Below are 18241 nucleotides of genomic sequence, written 5' to 3' on the forward strand. Positions count from 1 at the left end.
CTGCTCTGCCCTCTCCTCCTCGCCATACCTCTCCTCCGTCATGGTCGGGCTTGACCCGACCATCCACAGCCGCAGGTGCCGCGTGGCAACTGTGTTCATGCGAAGTGAGTTTTGTCACGCTGCATTGCATTTAGGATTGTGAGGAGCTTCCTTGCGACGGCGATGATGCCGGCCTTTGCCGATCCTGTTCTGGCCGAGACGGCTTGATGGAAGGCACGCAGGCGCGCGGAGGCCTTGATGGCGCCGAGGGCCGCCATATAGAGGGCCTTTCGCACGCGTGGCCGGCCGCCCTTGATACGGCGTCGGCCAGATCTCTTGCCGGAATCGTCATTGAAGGGAGCAAGGCCCGCAAGGCTTGCCGCCGCCTTGGGCGAGAGGGCGCCGAGTTCGGGCATATGGGCCAGCAGGGTCAAGGCCGTCACCTTGCCGACGCCGGGGGCGGAGGTGAGGCGATGGGCGTGTTCGGTGAGGGCCTGGCTCTTCATGTGGTCGTCGATCTCGGCCTGGATCGAGGCGATCTTCTCGCCGAGGATGGCGATCATGGTCTCGATGTCGGCGCGGATGGCGGGATCGAAGGCATCGCAAAGGTGCCTGCGCTCGGTTGCGCGGGCATCGACGAGCTGATCCCGGCGGCGGGCAAGGGCCGCCAGCCGCTCGCGGACCGGGCAAGGCGGCGCCTCGGCCGTCAGGCCGAACATGCTGCCCATCTCGCAAAGCGAGCGGGCATCGATGCGATCGGTCTTGGCCAGCCGTCCCCGCGCTTCGGCAAAGCGCCGGGCCGTCTTCGGGTTGACGCGGGCAAAGGCGATGCCGGCCTGCGAAAGACACAGGCGCAACAGCCGGTCGCAATGGCCTGTCGCCTCGAAGACGACCAGGTCGGTGGCCGGGTCGAGACGGTGCGCGAAGGTCGACAGCGCCGCTTCGTCATTGGGGATGCGGCAGAACCTGGCCGTTCGCGGATCGAAGATGTCGATCATGTCCTTGCCGATGTCGCAGCCGATGAAGGTATGGTGTATCGTCATGGCGCCTGCTCCTGTGTGCGGGGTCTGTGGCGACAGCCCCGTGCAACTGTTCAGGTTGATGGGCGAAGCGGGAAGGGACCAAGCCACGTCGCGGCCTGCCGTCACAAACGGCGGCCTGGATCCTCTCGGCCTCCTTCCCGCAACCATCTTACATCAGTGCAAACACACAGGATCCTCGGGTCAAGCCCGAGGATGACCAAAGAGAGGGAGGAGACAAGGAGCAAACGGAAAACACGAAGGCCGCCCAGAGGGCGGCTTTTTCGTTTGGCAAATGATTTCAAGAAAGTACGATCCGCGACGACCGATGGAGAGTTACGATCCTGGGTGCCTACAAACGTAGGTGGGCACCGTGTGACCAAGCCCACGGGCCGGGTCAGGGACAGCTCCCTTTGGATCGAGTATGGCCCCAGGGATTGTGGTTCCTGTCGGGAAGCGCAGATCGCATCCGATATATAGGCGCAAACCGGCGTCTTCGCCAGTGGCAATTCTGCCGCTCAGTTGACCGGCGGCTTGCCGGACAGTTTCGCCGCCATGCCCTGGATCTGGCTGGTCAGCTCGCCGAGCGCCTGGGCGATCGCATCCTCGTTGCGGGAGACCTCGCTCATCACGCCTTCGCGGCCCTTGCGCAGGTCCTCGGCCTCCGCCTCCAGCTTGGCCAGCCGGCGCTTGACGTCGTTGAGCTCGTCCATGACCATGATGCCGGCCATGACCGTCAGGCGCAGGTCGCCGATCTCGCCGAACTGGCTCTTCAGGTGCCCGACATATTGATCGAAACCGGAGGCGAGCTCTTCGAGATGCGCTTCCTGGCCCTCTTCGCAGGCCATGCGATAGGCCTTGCCATCGATCTGTACGGTTACCTGTGCCATGCGGACGTTCCTGATTGCGGGGATTAGCGGTCGAGCACGGCCCGGATGGTTTCCATGGCCGTGACGAGCCGGCGGGAGACCTCGCGGTTGACCTCCTCCAGGCGGTTTGCACGGAATTCGGACTGGTCGAGCTCCTGGGCGAGCCGCGAGCGATCGGCATTGACCCGCCGCACCTCGCCTTCGACCTCGCCATGGTCGCGCTCGCGGTCGAAGCGCATGTCGAGCGCGTTGTCGAGAGTGCTGATCGCCCTGCGAAGCTCCTCGATCGCCGCCCTGACTGTTTCCCCGTTCGTCATAAAGCCTTCACCGGCACTCTCAAAAAACGCGAATCGCCGCCGCCAGCGCCGGTTCTCTCCCGTTGACAGTATTCAACTGCGGGCCTGAGCGTCAACAGCGCGGCCCCTGCGGCGGGAAACCCGCTGTGGATCAGCGTCGCGGCGGGTTGCGCAGGTCGCCCGACACAGCCCCGCCGCCGCGGCAAAAAAGCCGCCGGAATCACCCCGCAAAGGCCGGAAAAACCGCCGAATTCGTTGACTCCGACGGCTTACCTGCTATGTGTCACCCGCTTCCTAACCGATGCCCGAAACGGCACCGGCCCTGACACCCCGAAGAATACGGAACAGTCATGATCTCTCGCGAAAAACACGACCGGATGGCGAACGCAATTCGCTTCCTTTCCATGGATGCCGTGGAAAAGGCGAACTCGGGTCACCCCGGCCTGCCCATGGGCGCAGCAGACATCGCAACGGTTCTTTTCACCCGCTTCCTTTCCTTCGATCCGAAGACCCCGTCCTGGCCGAACCGCGACCGTTTCGTGCTCTCGGCCGGCCACGGCTCGATGCTCCTCTACTCGCTCCTGTACTTGACGGGCTACGAGGACATCACGATCGACGAGATCAAGAACTTCCGCCAGCTCGGCGCACGCACCGCCGGCCACCCGGAATACGGCCACGCCGCCGGCATCGAGACGACCACCGGTCCGCTCGGCCAGGGCATCGCCAACGCCGTCGGCATGGCGCTCGCCGAGCGCAAGCTGCGCGACGAGTTCGGTTCCGGCCTCATCGAACACTACACCTACGTTCTCGCGGGTGACGGCTGCCTCATGGAGGGGATCAGCCAGGAAGCAATCTCGCTCGCCGGCCACCTGAAGCTCAACAAGCTGATCGTGTTCTGGGACGACAACAACATCTCCATCGACGGCCCGATCTCGATCGCCGACTCGACCGACCAGCACGCCCGTTTCCGCGCCTCGAACTGGCACACCATCGCCGTCGACGGCCATGACCCGGATGCGATCGCCGCCGCCATCGAGGAAGCCCAGAAGTCCGACAAGCCGACCATGATCGCCTGCAAGACGACGATCGGCTGGGGGGCCCCCAACAAGGCCGGTACGCACAAGGTGCACGGTTCGCCGCTCGGCGCCGAAGAGATCGCCGCCACCCGCAAGGCGCTGAACTGGGAATCGGAAGCCTTCGTCGTTCCCTCCGACGTGCTCGACGCCTGGCGTCTCGCGGGCCTGCGCTCGGCCAAGACCCACAAGGAATGGGAAGCGCGCCTCGAAAAGACGGACGCCGAGAAGAAGGCCCAGTTCGTCCGCCGCTTTGCCGGCGAGCTCGAAAGCGGCCTCGAACCGGCGATTGCCGCCTACAAGAAGAAGCTTGCCGAAACCCGGCCGAACCCGGCGACCCGCAAGGCTTCGGAAGACGCCCTCGAAGTCATCAACGGCGTTCTCCTCGAAACCATCGGCGGCTCGGCCGACCTTACCGGCTCGAACAACACCAAGACCAGCCAGACCAAGTCGATCACCCCGACCGACTTCTCCGGCCGCTACATCCACTACGGCGTGCGCGAGCACGGCATGGCGGCGGCGATGAACGGCATGGCGCTGCATGGCGGTCTCATCCCCTATTCCGGCGGCTTCCTGATCTTTTCCGATTACTGCCGTCCGTCGATCCGCCTCGCCGCACTGATGGGCATCCGCGTCATCCATGTCCTGACGCACGATTCCATCGGCCTTGGCGAGGACGGCCCGACGCACCAGCCGGTCGAGCACATGGCGGCGCTGCGCGCCATCCCGAACCTGCTCGTCTTCCGCCCGGCCGACGCCACGGAAACGGCAGAGTGCTGGCAGCTTGCGCTGGAAAGCCACAACCGCCCGTCGGCCATCGCGCTCACCCGCCAGAACCTGATGCCGGTGCGTCTGGAATACGAGGAAGAGAATCTTTGCGCCCGCGGCGCCTATGACCTCGTCTCCGCCAGCGATGCCCAGGTGACGCTCTTCGCCTCCGGCTCGGAAATCGAGATCGCGGTGAAGGCCCAGCAGACGCTCTCTGCCAAGGGCATTTCCACCCGCGTCGTCTCCGTTCCCTGCGTCGAGCTCTTCGCCGAGCAGCCGGAAGCCTACCAGCAGGCGGTCATCGGCAATTCGCCGGTCAAGATCGCCGTCGAAGCCGGCATCCGCCAGGGCTGGGATCACTTCATCGGCTCGGACGGCATCTTCATCGGCATGTCCTCCTTCGGCGCGTCCGGTCCCTACAAGGACCTCTACAAGCACTTCGGCATCACGCCGGAGGCCGTCGTCGCCGCCGCGGAAGCCAAGCTCGCCTGAGTGCGTAGGGCGCGCCTGTCGCGCCCTCCCCCCGCCAAACGTTTATTGATAGGGAGAGACCCCACATGACTGTGAAAGTTGCCATCAACGGTTTTGGCCGCATCGGCCGCAACGTTCTGCGCGCCATCGTCGAATCCGGCCGCACCGACATCGAAGTCGTCGCCGTCAACGACCTCGGCCCGGTCGAGACCAACGCGCATCTTGTTCGTTACGATTCCGTGCACGGCAAGTTCCCGGGCACCGTCACCGTTTCCGGCGACACGATCGACGTCGGCCGCGGCCCGATCCGCGTCACCGCCATCCGCGACCCGAAGGAGCTGCCCTGGGGCGACGTCGACATCGCGCTGGAATGCACCGGCCTGTTCACGACGAAGGAAAAGGCCGGCGCGCACCTCGCCAACGGCTCCAAGCGCGTCATCGTTTCGGCCCCGTGCGACAACGCCGACAAGACCATCGTCTTCGGCGTCAACCACAACACGCTTACCAAGGATGACCTCGTCATCTCCAACGCCTCGTGCACGACGAACTGCCTTGCACCGGTCGCCTACGTGCTCGACAAGGCCTTCGGCATCGAGAAGGGCTACATGACGACGGTCCACTCCTACACGGGTGACCAGCCGACCCTCGACACCATGCACAAGGACCTCTACCGCGCCCGCGCGGCGGCCCTGTCGATGATCCCGACCTCCACCGGCGCCGCCAAGGCCGTCGGCCTCGTGCTGCCGCAGCTGAAAGGCAAGCTCGACGGTTCGGCCATCCGCGTGCCGACCCCGAACGTCTCGGTCGTCGACCTGAAGTTCGTGCCGAAGCGCAACGTCACCGCCGAGGAAGTCAATGCCGCCATCAAGGAAGCCGCCGAAGGCGAGCTGAAGGGCATCCTCGACTACGTCACCGGCCCGCTGGTCTCGATCGACTTCAACCACGACAGCCACTCCTCGAACTTCGCCGCCGACCAGACCAAGGTCCTCGACGGCAACCTCGTGCGCATCCTTTCCTGGTACGACAACGAGTGGGGCTTCTCGAACCGCATGTCCGACACGGCCGTCGCCCTCGGCAAGCTGATCTAGGGACGCCAAACATGTTCCCGCCCCTTGTCCTCAAGACGGTCCGCTGGCGTCCGTTGGAGGGCGAGGGGCTGGAACACCTGACCGTGCGCGCCGTCGAGGGCGGTCTTCGGGCCGAAAGCACCGTGATCGGCGACCACGGCAACCGGCCCTTCGGCGTTCGCTACCGCATCGATCTCGATACCACCTGGCGAGTCCGCGCCTTCCTCGTCGAAGACATGGCCGGCCGGCGCATCGCGATGACATCGGATGGCGAAGGCCGCTGGAGCGGAGAGGACGGAAAACCCCTCCCCGCCTTCGATGGCTGCATGGACATCGATCTCGCCGGCTCGCCCTTCACCAACACGTTGCCGATCCGACGGCTGGGTCTTTCCGTCGAACATGGAAAGACGACGCTGGCCATGGTCTACGTCCCGTTCGATACGTTCGTGCCCTTCGTGGACGGCCAGCACTATACCTGCCTCGCGCCGGCGAGCCGTTACCTCTATGAAGCGGCGGATCGCACATTCAGCGCGGAGCTTCCGGTCGATGCCGACGGCTTCGTGACCGACTACCCCACCCTATTCGCAAGACTTTGACGGGAGCCCACTCCTCATGACCTTCAAGACCCTCGACAACCTCACCGACATCGCAGGCAAGCGCGTGCTCGTCCGCGTCGATCTCAACGTTCCGGTCAAGGACGGCAAGGTCACCGATGCGACCCGCATCGAGCGCGTCGCCCCGACCATCCGCGAACTCTCGGAAAAGGGCGCGAAGGTCATCCTGCTCGCCCATTTCGGCCGCCCGAAGGGTGAGGTCGTCACTGAGATGTCGCTGGAGCAGATCCTGCCCGCCGTCAACGACGTCCTCGGCAGGAAGGTCGGCTTTGCCGCCGATTGCATCGGCGAGCCGGCCGCCGCCGCCATTGCCGCCATGGGCAACGGCGATATCCTGCTTCTGGAAAACACCCGCTTCCACAAGGGCGAGGAGAAGAACACCCCGGACTTCACCGCCGCTCTGGCCGCGACCGGCGACATCTACGTCAACGACGCCTTCTCCGCCGCCCACCGCGCCCATGCCTCCACCGAGGGCCTGGCGCACCTCCTGCCCGCCTATGCCGGCCGCACCATGCAGGCCGAGCTGGAAGCCCTCGAAAAAGGCCTCGGAAACCCGGCCCGCCCGGTCGTCGCCATCGTCGGCGGCGCGAAGGTCTCCACCAAGATCGACCTCCTGATGAACCTCGTGAAGAAGGTCGACGCGCTGGTCATCGGCGGCGGCATGGCGAACACCTTCCTCGCCGCCCGCGGCACCAATGTCGGCAAGTCGCTCTGCGAGCATGACCTCGCGGACACCGCCAAGCAGATCATGATCGAGGCGGCGACCGCCACCTGCGCCATCGTGCTGCCGGAAGACGGCGTCATCGCCCGCGAGTTCAAGGCCAATGCCGAGAACGAGGTGGTCGACGTCAACGCCATCCCGGCCGATGCCATGATGCTCGATGTCGGCCCGAAGACGGTCGAGGCGGTCAATGCCTGGATCTCGCGCGCCGCGACGCTCGTGTGGAACGGTCCGCTCGGCGCCTTCGAGATCGCGCCCTTCGACGCCGCGACGGTCTCCGCCGCCAAGCACGCCGCTGCCCGCACCAAGGAAGGCAAGCTGGTTTCCGTCGCCGGCGGCGGCGATACGGTCGCCGCCCTCAACCATGCCGGCGTCGCGGATGATTTCACCTATGTCTCGACCGCCGGCGGCGCCTTCCTGGAATGGATGGAAGGCAAGCCGCTGCCGGGCGTCGACGTGCTGCACCAGCAGAAATAACGTCGGGGGGCTTGCGCCCGGCCGCAGATCGCCTACATTTCCATTCAGTGTCAACGAACAGAAAGGAAGGTGATCCAATGTCTAATGAGATTTCGGTCTTGGCTTCGGGCATGGGAATTGTGGTGAACGAAACGAGGCAGCCCTCGTTCTGATCCCCGCCTTCCTTCGGGTCCAAAGACCCGGGTCCGCACCGGACCAAACCTCATGGGGGCCACCTTCGGGTGGCCCTTTTGCGTTTCAGGGCTCGCCCTGGGCGGACGGCTCGCTTCAAGGCCGGATCAGCACGGTCAGCATCATCAGCGCGATGGCGACGACGGCGATCTTCCAGAAATCGGCACGCCGTTTCAGCCCCGGCAGGCCGAGGGGCCGGATGAGATGCAGCAGCATGACGGCGAGGAGCAGGGCGGGAAGGATTTTCGACATGGCGGCCTTTCTCCAGCCTTCCTGTCACACCTCAGACACTTTTCCAAGCGAACAGCGTGAGGCCTGAAAATCATTCGCCCGCGCGCTTTGCATCTGGCAATCGGTAGCAGGTACGCTATTCCTTTACCCATTGGCGAAACTCACGAAACCTCATGCGTAAAAACCTCATATCCGTCTTCGCGCTTCTCATGGGCACGCTGTTCCTCTTCCTCGGGAACGGCCTGCATGGCCTGCTCCTGCCCATGCGCGGCGCCTTCGAGGGCTATGAGACGACGATGCTCGGCCTGCTCGGCACGTCCTGGGCGTCGGGCTTCGTTCTCGGCTGCCTTCTGGCGCCCACCGTCGTCAAGCGCATCGGCCATGTGCGGGCCTTTTCCGGCTTCGCCTCGCTGATCGCCATCATCGCGCTTTTGACGGGCATGCTGGTCGATCCCTTCTGGTGGATCGCGCTGCGCGCCGTCACCGGCTTCTCGATCGCTGGCACTTCGATGATCATCGAAAGCTGGTTGAACGAGCGCGCCACCAATGAAAGCCGCGGGCTGATCTTCTCGCTCTACATCGCCATCACCCTCGTCGGCACCGTCGGCGGCCAGATGACCGTGGCGCTGGGTGACGTCACGACGCCGCTGCTCTTCATGTTCGCCGGCATCCTCTACTGCCTCGCCATGCTGCCGACGACGCTTTCCACCGCCGCCTCGCCGCAGCCACTGAAGCAGGTCAGGCTCGACATCCCCGCCCTCTACCGCACCTCGCCGGTCGCCAGCGTCGGCATCGTGCTGATCGGCATCGCCAACGGCGCCTTCGGCACGCTCGGCGCGGTCTTCGGCACCAATGCCGGCCTCTCCTCCAGCACGATCGCCATCATGATGAGCGTCGCCATCTTCGCCGGCGCCGTCATGCAGCTGCCCGCCGGCCGCCTGTCCGACCGGGTCGACCGGCGCATCGTGCTCGCCGCGCTCTCGGCCATCGCCGCGGCGGCGGGCCTGTCGCTCTTCGTCTTCCAGCCGGCCTCCGTCACCATGCTCCTGGTGCTGACGGCCCTCTACGGCGCGATGGCGAACGCGCTCTACCCGATCGCCGTTTCGCACGCCAACGACTTCGCCAGCCCCGAGGACTTCGTCAAGGTTTCCGGCGGGCTGCTGCTGCTCTATGGCGTGGGCACGATCATCGGCCCGACGCTCGGCGGCCCGATCATGTCGGCGGTCGGTCCCTATGCGCTGTTCATGGTCACCTGCTGGGCGCATATCCTCATCACCGCCTATGCCATCTTCCGCAGCCGCCGCCGCGCTGCCCTGCCGGCCGAGATGCGCGACTCCTACACGACCATCAATCCCGGCACGCTCACCACTCCGGAAAGCCTTCAGCTTTCGCCGCGCGCCCTCGCCCAGCCGCAGGCCGCCGACGAGCAACAGGAGGACCGTCCCACATGAGCTTTTTCGAAGACGACCGTCCCGTAAAGAAGATCGCCCACGAGATCGGCAGCGACCTCTCGCTGCTCTCCGTCGACGAGCTTGCCGCCCGAATCGACCTGCTGCGCGCGGAAATCGAACGGCTGGAAGCGGAGAAGCTGAAGAAGGGCGCCAGCCGCTCGGCGGCGGAAAACCTGTTCCGCTGAGCCCGCGCCGGATTGTCGCAGCCTTGCCGAAAAGGCACAGGCACGAGCAAACCGGCAATAGAGTTAACCGGCCATTAAGCCTTCCCTGTTATTACTTGAACATCCGGTCCTTCCGGGTTCAGACATTTTTCCCCTCGGGGTTTCGGTCTGATTTTTCTCCCTGTTTTACCTTGAGAGCCGCTTTCCGCGGCTCTTTTTTTGTTTGCCCGCTCCGTGCGCGCGACCTGTCCCGAAAGAATTGTGGAGATTAACCCTTTCTTAAGAATACTCTTGCGCGAATTGGGTTATGGGATCATCCTCACGACATAAAACGGCCGATTGGAACACCACGGACCGACCTTCCGTTACCTGCATGTGATGCGTTCAACAGGGATGAAACCATGTCCGAAAGAGGATTGAATACCGTCAGCTTCGCTGGCCACGTTGCGTCGTCGGCGCAATTCAAGTCCCTGTACGCCGAGGGCATGGGTCTGGTCGAGGAAACCGCAAGCTATCTGGACGGCGTCGGCCGCCAGGCTTCCAAGGTGCTGCCCCGCATGGCCTCGGTGCTCTATGCGGCCGAATCGATGCGCCTCACCACCCGCCTGATGCAGATGGCCTCCTGGCTGCTCCTGCAGCGCGCCGTCAACAATGGCGAGATGAGCCGCGACCAGGTGCTTTCGGAGAAGAACAAGGTCCGCCTCGACAGCTTCAACGTCGACAAGACCGCGCCCGGCTGGAACGACCTGCCGGAGGCCTTCCGCGACCTCATCGAACGCTCGCTGCGCCTGCAGAACCGCATCGCCCTGCTCGACCGCGAGATCTACCGCCCGCAGGAGGTCCAGACCTTCGCGCCGGACAACCAGAACAGCGTGCAGGCCCAGATCAACCTGCTGCAGACGGCTTTCGGCAGCAACTGAGCAAAGACGGCAACGCCTGATGGAACCCGGCTTCGGCCGGGTTTTTTATTTTGCGGAGACCACCCCTCATCCCCCTGCCGGGACCTTCTCCCCGCAGGCGGGGAGAAGGGGGTGTCGCGCCGGTTTCCCTACTTCTGCGGGTAAGCGATTGTGGGAAACGGCGCGCCCAGCCTTCCTCGCCCCGCTTGCGGGGAGAGGATGCCGGCAGGCAGGTGAGGGGCGATCATCTGCGCCATAAGCAACAAAAAAACCCGGCCGAAGCCGGGTTTTGTAAATTCGTCCGAAGCAGGCGGATTAGAGGCCGAGGCCTTCGAAGCGCTTCTTGAACTTGGAGACGCGGCCGCCGCGGTCCATGAGCTGCTGGTTACCGCCGGTCCAGGCCGGATGGGACTTCGGGTCGATTTCGAGGTTCATCGTCGCGCCTTCCGAACCCCAGGTCGAACGGGTTTCGTACTCGGTGCCGTCGGTCATCACGACCTTGATGGTGTGGTATGCGGGATGAATATCAGCCTTCATGACAACTTTCCTGCCTGTTCCGGGGGCCAATTGTCGCAATGGATTGCGACAGCGGGGCCAAAGACGTAAATGAAGCCGCGGTCGGTCGGACCTACGGCTTCCCAATTCGATGGCGAGCCTATACATGAAGGCCGTCCGGATAACAAGAGCCGAAAGACAATTCGTGCCTGAAGGCGCTGGAAACGGGGGTATGGTGTCCACAGACAAAGAGCAGGGCGTGCAGGAAAAATCGGCACGCCGCAACATTCGTCCGCTGGGCAGGCTTGCTCCCTACATCAGTCGTTATCGCGGGCTCGTCGCCGGGGCGCTGGCTGCGCTCGTCATGGCCGCCGTCACCACGCTCGCCCTGCCGCTCGCCGTGCGCCGCATGATCGACCATGGCTTTTCCGGCGCCGATGCCGGCTTCATCAACACCTACTTCACGATGCTCTTCGCACTGGCCGGCCTGCTCGCGCTGGCGAGCGCCATGCGCTACTACTTCGTCATCACGCTCGGCGAGCGCATCGTGGCGGACCTGCGCCGCGACGTCTTTTCCCATGTGACGAAGCTTTCGCCCGCCTTCTTCGACGTCAACCAGTCCGGCGAGATCGTCTCCCGGCTGACCGCCGACACGACGCAGATCAAGTCTGCCGTCGGCGCCACCGCCTCCGTCGCGCTGCGCAACCTCATCCTCTGTTTCGGCGCCATCGCCATGATGGTCTATACCAGCCCGAAGCTCTCCAGCCTCGTGATCGCCGCCATTCCCGTCATCGTCTTCCCGCTCGTCGCCTTCGGCCGCTCGGTGCGCCGCCGCTCGCGCGAGGCGCAGGACACGCTGGCAGCCGCCTCCGCCTATGCCGGCGAGGCGATCGGCGCCACGCGCACGCTGCAGGCCTTCAATGCGGAAGACGCCGCCCGCGCCCGCTTCTTCGGCGCGGTCGAGCAGGCCTACGGCGCCGCGCGCTCGGCCATCCGCGCCCGCTCGTTGCTGACCGGTTTCGCCATCGCCATGATCTTCGGCTCGGTCGTCGCCGTGCTGTGGTTCGGCGCCCGCGACGTGCTGTCGGGCACGCTTTCGGCCGGCACGCTCGGCCAGTTCCTGCTCTACGCGGTCTTTGCCGCCGGCAGCCTCGGCGCGCTGTCCGAAGTCTGGGGCGAGCTTTCGCAGGCCGCCGGCGCCGCCGAGCGCCTGACCGAACTTCTGGCCGAGCCGCCCGCCATCGCCGCGCCGGCAAACCCGGTGGCCCTGCCACTGCCCGCGCGCGGCGAACTCGCCTTCCACGACGTGCACTTCTCCTATCCCGCCCGTCCCGGCTATCGCAGCATCAACGGCCTGACCTTTGCGGTGAAGCAAGGCGAGACCGTCGCCATCGTCGGCCCCTCCGGCGCCGGCAAGAGCACGATCCTCTCGCTGGTGCTGCGCTTCTACGATCCCGACACGGGCACGGTGTTTCTCGACGGCGTCGATCTGCGCACGGCCGATCCGGAAGAGCTGCGCCGCCGCATCGCGCTCGTACCGCAGGACGTCACCATCTTCGCCGCGACCATCCGCGACAACATCGCCTTCGGCATGTCCGGCGTCAGCGACGAGGCCGTGCGGGCCGCGGCAAGGGCGGCGCAGGCGGAAGAGTTCATCGAACGGCTCGACAAGGGCTATGACACCATGGTCGGCGAACGCGGCGTCACGCTGTCGGGCGGCCAGCGCCAGCGCATCGCCATCGCCCGCGCCATCCTCAAGGACGCCCCGCTGCTGCTGCTCGACGAGGCGACCTCCGCCCTCGACGCGGAAAGCGAGACGCTTGTCCAGAAGGCCCTCGACGGCCAGATGGGCAAGCGCACGACGATCGTCATCGCCCATCGTCTTGCCACCGTGCTGAAGGCCGACCGCATCCTCGTCATGGAGGCGGGCCGCATCGTCGAGGAAGGCACCCACCAGTCGCTCATCCGGCAGGACGGCCTCTACGCCCGCCTCGCCCGCCTGCAGTTCGACCACGGCGGCCAGGCCTTCCTTGGAGAGGACCGCGCCGTCGGCTGAACGCCGGCTCTTGCCGGACGGGCCGGGCGCCCTATCCTGAGGGGGCGGACTTCACGTCACCTCGGGAGGAAACAACGTGACATTTTCGACGCTCACCCGCCGGACCCTCATGGTCCTCGGCACCACCGTGCTCGCATCGCTGGCGCTCGGCCTGCCCGCCAGCGCCCAGCAATTCCCCGACCGGACGATCACGCTCGTCGTGCCCTTCGCCGCCGGCGGCTCGACGGATGTCGTCGCGCGCATCATCGCACAGAAGATGGGCGACATCCTCGGCCAGCAGATCGTCGTGGAAAATGTCGGCGGCGCGGGCGGCAGTCTGGGCGCCGACCGCGTGGCACGCGCCGAGCCGGACGGCTACACGATCCTGATGGCGACCGTCGCGACACACGCGCTGAACCCGCTGATCCTCAAGACCAAGCCCTACGATGCGGAGAAGGACTTCGCGCCGGTCTCGCTGCTCGTCATCGTGCCGAACGTGCTGGTGGTGAACCCGGAACTGCCGGCCAAGAGCGTCGAGGAACTGCTGGCGCTGCTGAAGGCCGATCCGGAAGGCTACAGCTATGCCTCCTCCGGCAATGGCACGCCGCTGCACCTGTCCGGCGAACTGTTCAAGTCGATGGCCGGCGTCAGCATGCAGCATGTACCCTACAAGGGCTCCGGCCCGGCGCTGAACGATGTCATCGGCAACCAGATCCCGATCATGTTCGACAACCTGCCCTCCTCCTCCGGCCACATCAAGGCCGGCACGCTGCGTGCGCTCGCCGTCACCACGAAGGAGCGCGCCGCCTCCTTCCCGGATGTGCCGACGGTCGCCGAATCGGGCATTCCCGGCTACGAGACCTACACCTGGAACGCGCTCTTCGCCCCGGCCGGTACGCCGGATGACGTCGTCGCGAAGCTGAACGAGGCAGCCAATGCGGCGCTGCAGGATCCAGCCGTCGCCGAGCGCATGAAGGAGTTCAGCGCCACAATCGTCGGCTCGACGCCGGAAGAACTCGGCAAGCACGTCACGGAGGAGCTTGCCAAGTGGAAGCCGGTGGTCGAGGGCGCCAACATCCAGATGGACTGAGTTATCTTTCGGTGAGTTTCAGCTCGATGCGGCGGTTGGTTGCCCGCGCCGCGTCGTCGCTGCCCTCGGTGATCGGCTGGAACTCGCCGAAGCCCGCCGCGACCAGCCGGTTTGCCGGCACACCCCGGGAGATCAGGAACTTGACGACAGACGTCGCGCGGGCGGAGGAAAGCTCCCAGTTGTCACGGTAGCGGCCCGTGCCCGAGAGCGGCACGTTGTCCGTATGGCCGTCGACGCGCAGCACCCAGTTGATCTCCGACGGGATCTCGCGGGCAAGGTCGAGCAACGCGGTGGCAAGCTTGCCCATCTCCGCCTGCCCCGCCTCGTTGAGATCGCTGCCGCCCGAGGGAAACAGCACCTCCGACTGGAAGACGAAACGGTCGCCGACGATGCGGATGTTCTCCCGGTCGGAAAGAATCTCGCGCAGGCGCCCGAAGAAGTCGGAACGGTACCGGTTGAGTTCCTGCACGCGCTGCGCCAGCGCGACGTTGAGCCGCCGGCCGAGATCGGCGATCTTCGCCTGCGAGGACTTGTCCTTGGCCTCGGAAGCCTGCAGCGCCTCCTCGACGGCGGCGATCTGGCTGCGCAGCGCCGCGATCTGCTGGTTGAGCAGCTCGATCTGGCTCATGGCCCGCGCGCTCACCTGCTTTTCCGAATCGAGCTCGCCCTCCAGCGTCGTGACGCGGGCATTGGCGGCATCGGAAGCGCCGGCCCCGCTGTCGAGCAGTTGCTGGAGGCGGGTGCGGTCGCTTTCCGACTGGGCAAGCGAAGCCTGGAGATTGGCGAGTGCGTCCTCCAGATCCTGCTTGCCGCTCTTCTCCAGTGCGAGAAGCTGGGTCAGTTCGTTGATCTGGCTCGTCAGCCGATTGAGCACGTCGTCCTTGCCGGAAATCTCGCGGCTGAGGAAGAACTGCGCCAGCACGAAGACCGTGAGCAGGAACATGATGGCGAGCAGCAGCGTCGACAGCGCATCGACGAAGCCCGGCCAGTAATCGACCGCGCGCTGGCTGCGCCGGTTGCGGGCGAGCGCCATCCCTATTCGCCCCCGGCCTTATGGGCCTTTTCCGTCGCACGCTCCGGCAGGCGCTCGACGTTCTTCTCCCCGCTGCGGGCAGCGAGCCGATCGAGCGTGCGGCGCAGCGCCTTCGATTCTTCCTGCTGCGCCTCGATCCAGTCGCGCAGCATCTGCTGCTCGCTGCGCATGTTCTTGACGAGGCCCTGGATACCCTCGGCAAGGCTGGCCATGGCCGCCGTCGAGCGGCCGCCGCCACCCTCCTGCGCCAGTTTCAGGATCTGCTGGGCAAGCGCCTGCACATCGGTGGAGGAGCTGGATGCCATGTCGACGACCGGCTGCAGTTCCGAGCCGACATCGGTGACGGAGGAGAGCCAGTTCTCCAGCTCCGTATAGAAACGGTTCTGCGCACGGCCGGCCTGCAGGTCGAGGAAGCCGAGGATCAGCGAACCGGAGAGGCCGAAGAGCGAGGTGGAGAAGGCGGTGCCCATGCCGTCGAGCGGCGCGGAAAGGCCTTCCTTCAGGGCGTTGAGGATGTCATTCGCGGTGCCGCCGCCAGCATCGAGCGACTGGATGACCTGGCTGATCGAGCCGATGGTGCCGAGAAGGCCCCAGAAGGTGCCGAGAAGGCCGAGGAAGACGAGAAGGCCGATGAGGTAGCGGGACGTGTCGCGCGATTCGTCGAGGCGGGTCGCGATGGAATCGAGGATCGAACGCAGCGCGGTGGCGGAGAGCGCCACGGAATGCCGCCGGCCGATCAGGGCGCGCATCGGCGCCAGCAGCACGGGATCGCGCCCGACCTTCTCGGCGCTGCCGGCGGCGCGGAAGGAATTGAACCAGCGCACTTCCGGCCTCAGCGCCAGCACATGGTTGAAGACCAGGAGGATGCCGATCAGCAGCACGCCGAGGATGAGGCCGTTGAGGCCGGGATTGCTGAGGAAGGCCGATTGCGCCTGGCGGAAGAGGATGGCGGCCACGAAGCCGACGATGATGAGGAAGATCACCATCGTCCAGAAGAAGGCCATGGGGCTTGAGAGTTTGTGGGGATAATCCTCCCCGGTCTCGGGCGACCCTCCCCAACCCGACAGCCCAAGCTTCGCCATGTCGTCGTCTCTCCACTTCCTTGTCGGCCGGGAGACTAGAGGAAGATTGCGCCGAATTGAAGGGCTTAGCGGCAACAGCGGCGCGGAATGCGCCGCCCATTTCCGGGTCTTAGCGCGTCGGCACCGGGCGGTGCACGACTTCGCTGAGCGCCTTGTGGATATATTCGTTGCCGGCGATGACCGTGCCGGTGTCGAGCATGGCGCTGCCGCCGGTCAGATCGGTCGCGTAGCCGCCGGCTTCGCGAATCAGGAGAATGCCGGCCGCCAGATCCCACGGCGCAAGGTCACGCTCCCAGAAACCGTCGAAACGGCCGGCGGCGACATAGGCGAGATCGAGCGAGGCCGAGCCGAGGCGGCGCATGCCGGCGACTTCGCCCATGACATGGCGCAGCTCGATGAGGAACTTGCCGTGGTTGCCGCGGCCGAGATGCGGCACGCCGCAACCGATGACGGCGTCCGACAGGTTCTTTCGGGCCGCGACGCGCAGGCGCCGGTCGTTGAGGAAGGCACCGCCGCCGCGCTCGGCGGTGAAGAGCTCGTCCGTCGCCGGGTTCAGCACGACGGCGGCGACGATCTCGCCGTTCCGCTCCAGCGCGATCGAGATGGCGAAGGCGGGAATGCCGTGCAGGAAGTTGGTCGTGCCGTCGAGCGGATCGACGATCCAGCGATGCGCGCCGTCGGTGCCGATGATCTCGTCGGATTCCTCGCCGAGGAAGCCATAGGTCGGGCGGGCCTTCATCAGGTCCTCGCGGATCAGCTTCTCCGCCTTGCGGTCGGCCTGCGAGACGTAGTCGCCCGGGCCCTTGAGCGAAACCTGCAGGTTCTGCACTTCGCCGAAATCGCGCGCGAGCGACTTGCCGGCCTTGAAGGCGGCCTGAACCATGACGTTGAGAAGAGCTGAACGAGCCATGTAGAAAAAATCCTTCGGGAATGTCCGGCGCTTCGAAACGGCTGAGCCGCGGCGCGAAAGCGCGCCGGGACCGGAATATGTGGCCTCAAAACCACAAATCCCCCGAAGTTTCAAGCCTTCGCCCCCTGCAAGGGCTGCAATGCAGGGGCCTCGATGCTGCAAAGGGTAAACGGGGTGGCGTCAGGAGCCGGAACGGTACTTGTTCGCCGCGTCGACCGCCGCCTTCTGCTGCGCGTCGCTGAGGCCGAGATAGAAGTCCTCCAGCGAGGGGTCGTTGAGCCCGGCGCGACGCGCGAGAACGAACCACTTGGCCGCCTCGACCGGATCGGCCTTCGTGCCGATGGCGTGGATGTAGAGCTGGGCAAGCTTGCTTTGCGCAACGACATTGCCGCCGCCGGCCGCACGCCTCAGCCATTTGAAGCCGGCCTCGTAGTCACGCTCGCCGCCCGTGCCGTTGACCAGCCACATGCCGAGATCGAGCTGGGCCGTATCGAAGCCGGCGCGCGCCGCGCGCAGCAGCCATTCACGGGCGCGCCGGGTCTTCTCCTCCGGCAGGTCCTTCAGGCTGATATAGATCTGCGAGACGGCATATTGCGCATCCGCAATGCCCTGCTCGGCGGACTTCTCGTAATAGGGCAGCGCGGCGCGCAGGCCTTTTTCTCCCGGAGAATCGGCCACCAGCACCTGTGCGTAGTTGAACTGCGCGGAGGCATTGCCGAGATCGGCCGACTTCTTCATCAGCTCGTCCGCCCTGGCGCGGTCCTCCTTCGAACGCGAGCGCTCCATCAGCAGGATCGCATATTTGAACATGCCGGTGGGATCGCCGCCATTGGCGGCCTGCTCGTACCAGAACATCGCCTGTTCGCGGTTCCGCTTGACACCGAGGCCGCGGTCGAGGACCTCGGCCACCAGCGTCTGCGCGGCCGGATCGCCCAGCTGCGCGCGTGGCAGGGCCAGTTCCATCGCCGTCAGGTAGCGGCCGCGCTGGAAGGCGCCGTAAGCTTCGTCGATCTTGCCGGTGAAGGGTTTTTCCGCCGGCAGGTCCGGCAGGTCCGCTCCCATGCGGTCGAGCACGGAGAGCCCCGTCGAGGGGCCGTCGGCCGGCTTGTCCTTCTCCGCCGTCGCGGCGGGCTGGTCGTCGACCGATGCGGGCTCGGCCTCGCTTGCCGGATCCGTGACGGCGGTCTCAGCGCTGCCGGCCGTCACGGACGGTCCCTTCTTCGCCGGCTCCGCCAGGGCGGGCGCGGCCACGACGACGCCGGTGGCGAGCAGCGCCACCGGCACTATGCGGCAAGCTTGGATGAGAACGGCCCTGATCATGGGCGC

General features: G+C 65.6%; 18 protein-coding genes and 1 other RNA gene. 9 read left to right on the top strand and 10 right to left on the bottom strand.

Annotation, left to right across the window (positions count from 1 at the left end; all coding sequences use genetic code 11):
* Window positions 1-95 precede the first annotated feature (95 nt).
* The 4 genes from shn_RS15105 to shn_RS15120 form a co-directional block, all read right to left on the bottom strand.
* Window positions 96-1022, bottom strand: a complete 927-nt coding sequence (locus shn_RS15105; protein ID WP_064329635.1) for an IS110 family transposase — start codon at window positions 1020-1022, stop codon at window positions 96-98.
* A gap of 285 nt (window positions 1023-1307) precedes the next feature.
* Window positions 1308-1466: non-coding RNA, 6S RNA (gene ssrS, locus shn_RS15110), on the bottom strand.
* Window positions 1467-1516: 50 nt separating this feature from the next.
* Window positions 1517-1888, bottom strand: a complete 372-nt coding sequence (locus shn_RS15115; RefSeq protein WP_064331132.1) for a cell division protein ZapA — start codon at window positions 1886-1888, stop codon at window positions 1517-1519.
* A gap of 23 nt (window positions 1889-1911) precedes the next feature.
* Window positions 1912-2184, bottom strand: a complete 273-nt coding sequence (locus tag shn_RS15120) for a DUF4164 domain-containing protein (RefSeq protein ID WP_064331133.1) — start codon at window positions 2182-2184, stop codon at window positions 1912-1914.
* Window positions 2185-2513: 329 nt separating this feature from the next.
* Here shn_RS15120 and tkt point away from each other — a divergent pair, with 329 nt between their 5' ends.
* From tkt to pgk, 4 genes are all read left to right on the top strand, one after another.
* On the top strand, window positions 2514-4496 hold the full coding sequence (gene tkt, locus shn_RS15125) for a transketolase (protein WP_064331134.1): 1983 nt from the start codon (window positions 2514-2516) through the stop codon (window positions 4494-4496).
* A gap of 65 nt (window positions 4497-4561) precedes the next feature.
* Window positions 4562-5563 (top strand): type I glyceraldehyde-3-phosphate dehydrogenase, encoded by a 1002-nt coding sequence (gene gap / locus shn_RS15130; protein WP_064331135.1) that lies wholly within the window; start codon window positions 4562-4564, stop codon window positions 5561-5563.
* Window positions 5564-5574: 11 nt separating this feature from the next.
* Window positions 5575-6138 carry a putative glycolipid-binding domain-containing protein gene (locus tag shn_RS15135; RefSeq protein ID WP_064331136.1) on the top strand — a complete coding sequence of 188 codons (564 nt, stop codon included), beginning with the start codon at window positions 5575-5577 and terminating at the stop codon, window positions 6136-6138.
* A gap of 16 nt (window positions 6139-6154) precedes the next feature.
* Window positions 6155-7354: a phosphoglycerate kinase gene (gene pgk / locus shn_RS15140; protein WP_064331137.1), complete on the top strand. Its 1200-nt coding sequence runs from the start codon at window positions 6155-6157 to the stop codon at window positions 7352-7354.
* A 267-nt stretch (window positions 7355-7621) separates the two neighbouring features.
* Here the strand turns inward: pgk and shn_RS36435 are convergent, their stop codons facing one another.
* Window positions 7622-7777 (bottom strand): hypothetical protein, encoded by a 156-nt coding sequence (locus shn_RS36435; protein WP_162852994.1) that lies wholly within the window; start codon window positions 7775-7777, stop codon window positions 7622-7624.
* A gap of 152 nt (window positions 7778-7929) precedes the next feature.
* On the opposite strand from shn_RS36435, the gene shn_RS15145 reads away from it, so the two are divergent.
* The 3 genes from shn_RS15145 (at window position 7930) to shn_RS15155 (ending at window position 10291) form a co-directional block, all read left to right on the top strand.
* Window positions 7930-9207, top strand: a complete 1278-nt coding sequence (locus tag shn_RS15145; RefSeq protein ID WP_064331138.1) for an MFS transporter — start codon at window positions 7930-7932, stop codon at window positions 9205-9207.
* Window positions 9204-9392: a DUF1192 domain-containing protein gene (locus tag shn_RS15150; RefSeq protein WP_064331139.1), complete on the top strand. Its 189-nt coding sequence runs from the start codon at window positions 9204-9206 to the stop codon at window positions 9390-9392. The genes shn_RS15145 and shn_RS15150 overlap by 4 nt, the downstream gene beginning before the upstream one ends.
* A 380-nt stretch (window positions 9393-9772) precedes the next feature.
* Window positions 9773-10291: a DUF1465 family protein gene (locus shn_RS15155; RefSeq protein WP_064331140.1), complete on the top strand. Its 519-nt coding sequence runs from the start codon at window positions 9773-9775 to the stop codon at window positions 10289-10291.
* Between the two features lie 294 nt (window positions 10292-10585).
* On the opposite strand, the gene rpmE is transcribed toward shn_RS15155, so the two are convergent.
* Window positions 10586-10807, bottom strand: a complete 222-nt coding sequence (gene rpmE / locus shn_RS15160; RefSeq protein ID WP_023516320.1) for a 50S ribosomal protein L31 — start codon at window positions 10805-10807, stop codon at window positions 10586-10588.
* A 190-nt stretch (window positions 10808-10997) separates the two neighbouring features.
* Here rpmE and shn_RS15165 point away from each other — a divergent pair, with 190 nt between their 5' ends.
* Together shn_RS15165 and shn_RS15170 are read left to right on the top strand one after the other, a co-directional pair.
* Window positions 10998-12821 carry an ABC transporter transmembrane domain-containing protein gene (locus shn_RS15165; RefSeq protein WP_064331141.1) on the top strand — a complete coding sequence of 608 codons (1824 nt, stop codon included), beginning with the start codon at window positions 10998-11000 and terminating at the stop codon, window positions 12819-12821.
* A 109-nt stretch (window positions 12822-12930) separates the two neighbouring features.
* Entirely contained in the window at window positions 12931-13890 is a 960-nt protein-coding gene (locus tag shn_RS15170; RefSeq protein WP_064332636.1) for a tripartite tricarboxylate transporter substrate binding protein, read from the top strand.
* Window position 13891: 1 nt separating this feature from the next.
* Here the strand turns inward: shn_RS15170 and shn_RS15175 are convergent, their stop codons facing one another.
* The 4 genes from shn_RS15175 to shn_RS15190 all read right to left on the bottom strand — a co-directional run bounded on the left by shn_RS15175 (window position 13892) and on the right by shn_RS15190 (window position 18235).
* Complete coding sequence (locus shn_RS15175; protein ID WP_064331142.1) at window positions 13892-14923, bottom strand: peptidoglycan -binding protein; 1032 nt, start codon at window positions 14921-14923, stop codon at window positions 13892-13894.
* 2 nt (window positions 14924-14925) lie between these two features.
* A complete protein-coding gene (locus tag shn_RS15180) occupies window positions 14926-16005 on the bottom strand; it encodes a MotA/TolQ/ExbB proton channel family protein (protein WP_064331143.1) in 1080 nt (359 codons plus the stop codon).
* A 109-nt stretch (window positions 16006-16114) separates the two neighbouring features.
* Window positions 16115-16915, bottom strand: a complete 801-nt coding sequence (locus tag shn_RS15185) for an inositol monophosphatase family protein (RefSeq protein ID WP_064331144.1) — start codon at window positions 16913-16915, stop codon at window positions 16115-16117.
* Between the two features lie 180 nt (window positions 16916-17095).
* Complete coding sequence (locus shn_RS15190; protein WP_064331145.1) at window positions 17096-18235, bottom strand: tetratricopeptide repeat protein; 1140 nt, start codon at window positions 18233-18235, stop codon at window positions 17096-17098.
* Window positions 18236-18241: the final 6 nt, after the last annotated feature.

It is taken from the genome of Shinella sp. HZN7, assembly GCF_001652565.1.
GTDB lineage: Bacteria > Pseudomonadota > Alphaproteobacteria > Rhizobiales > Rhizobiaceae > Shinella > Shinella granuli.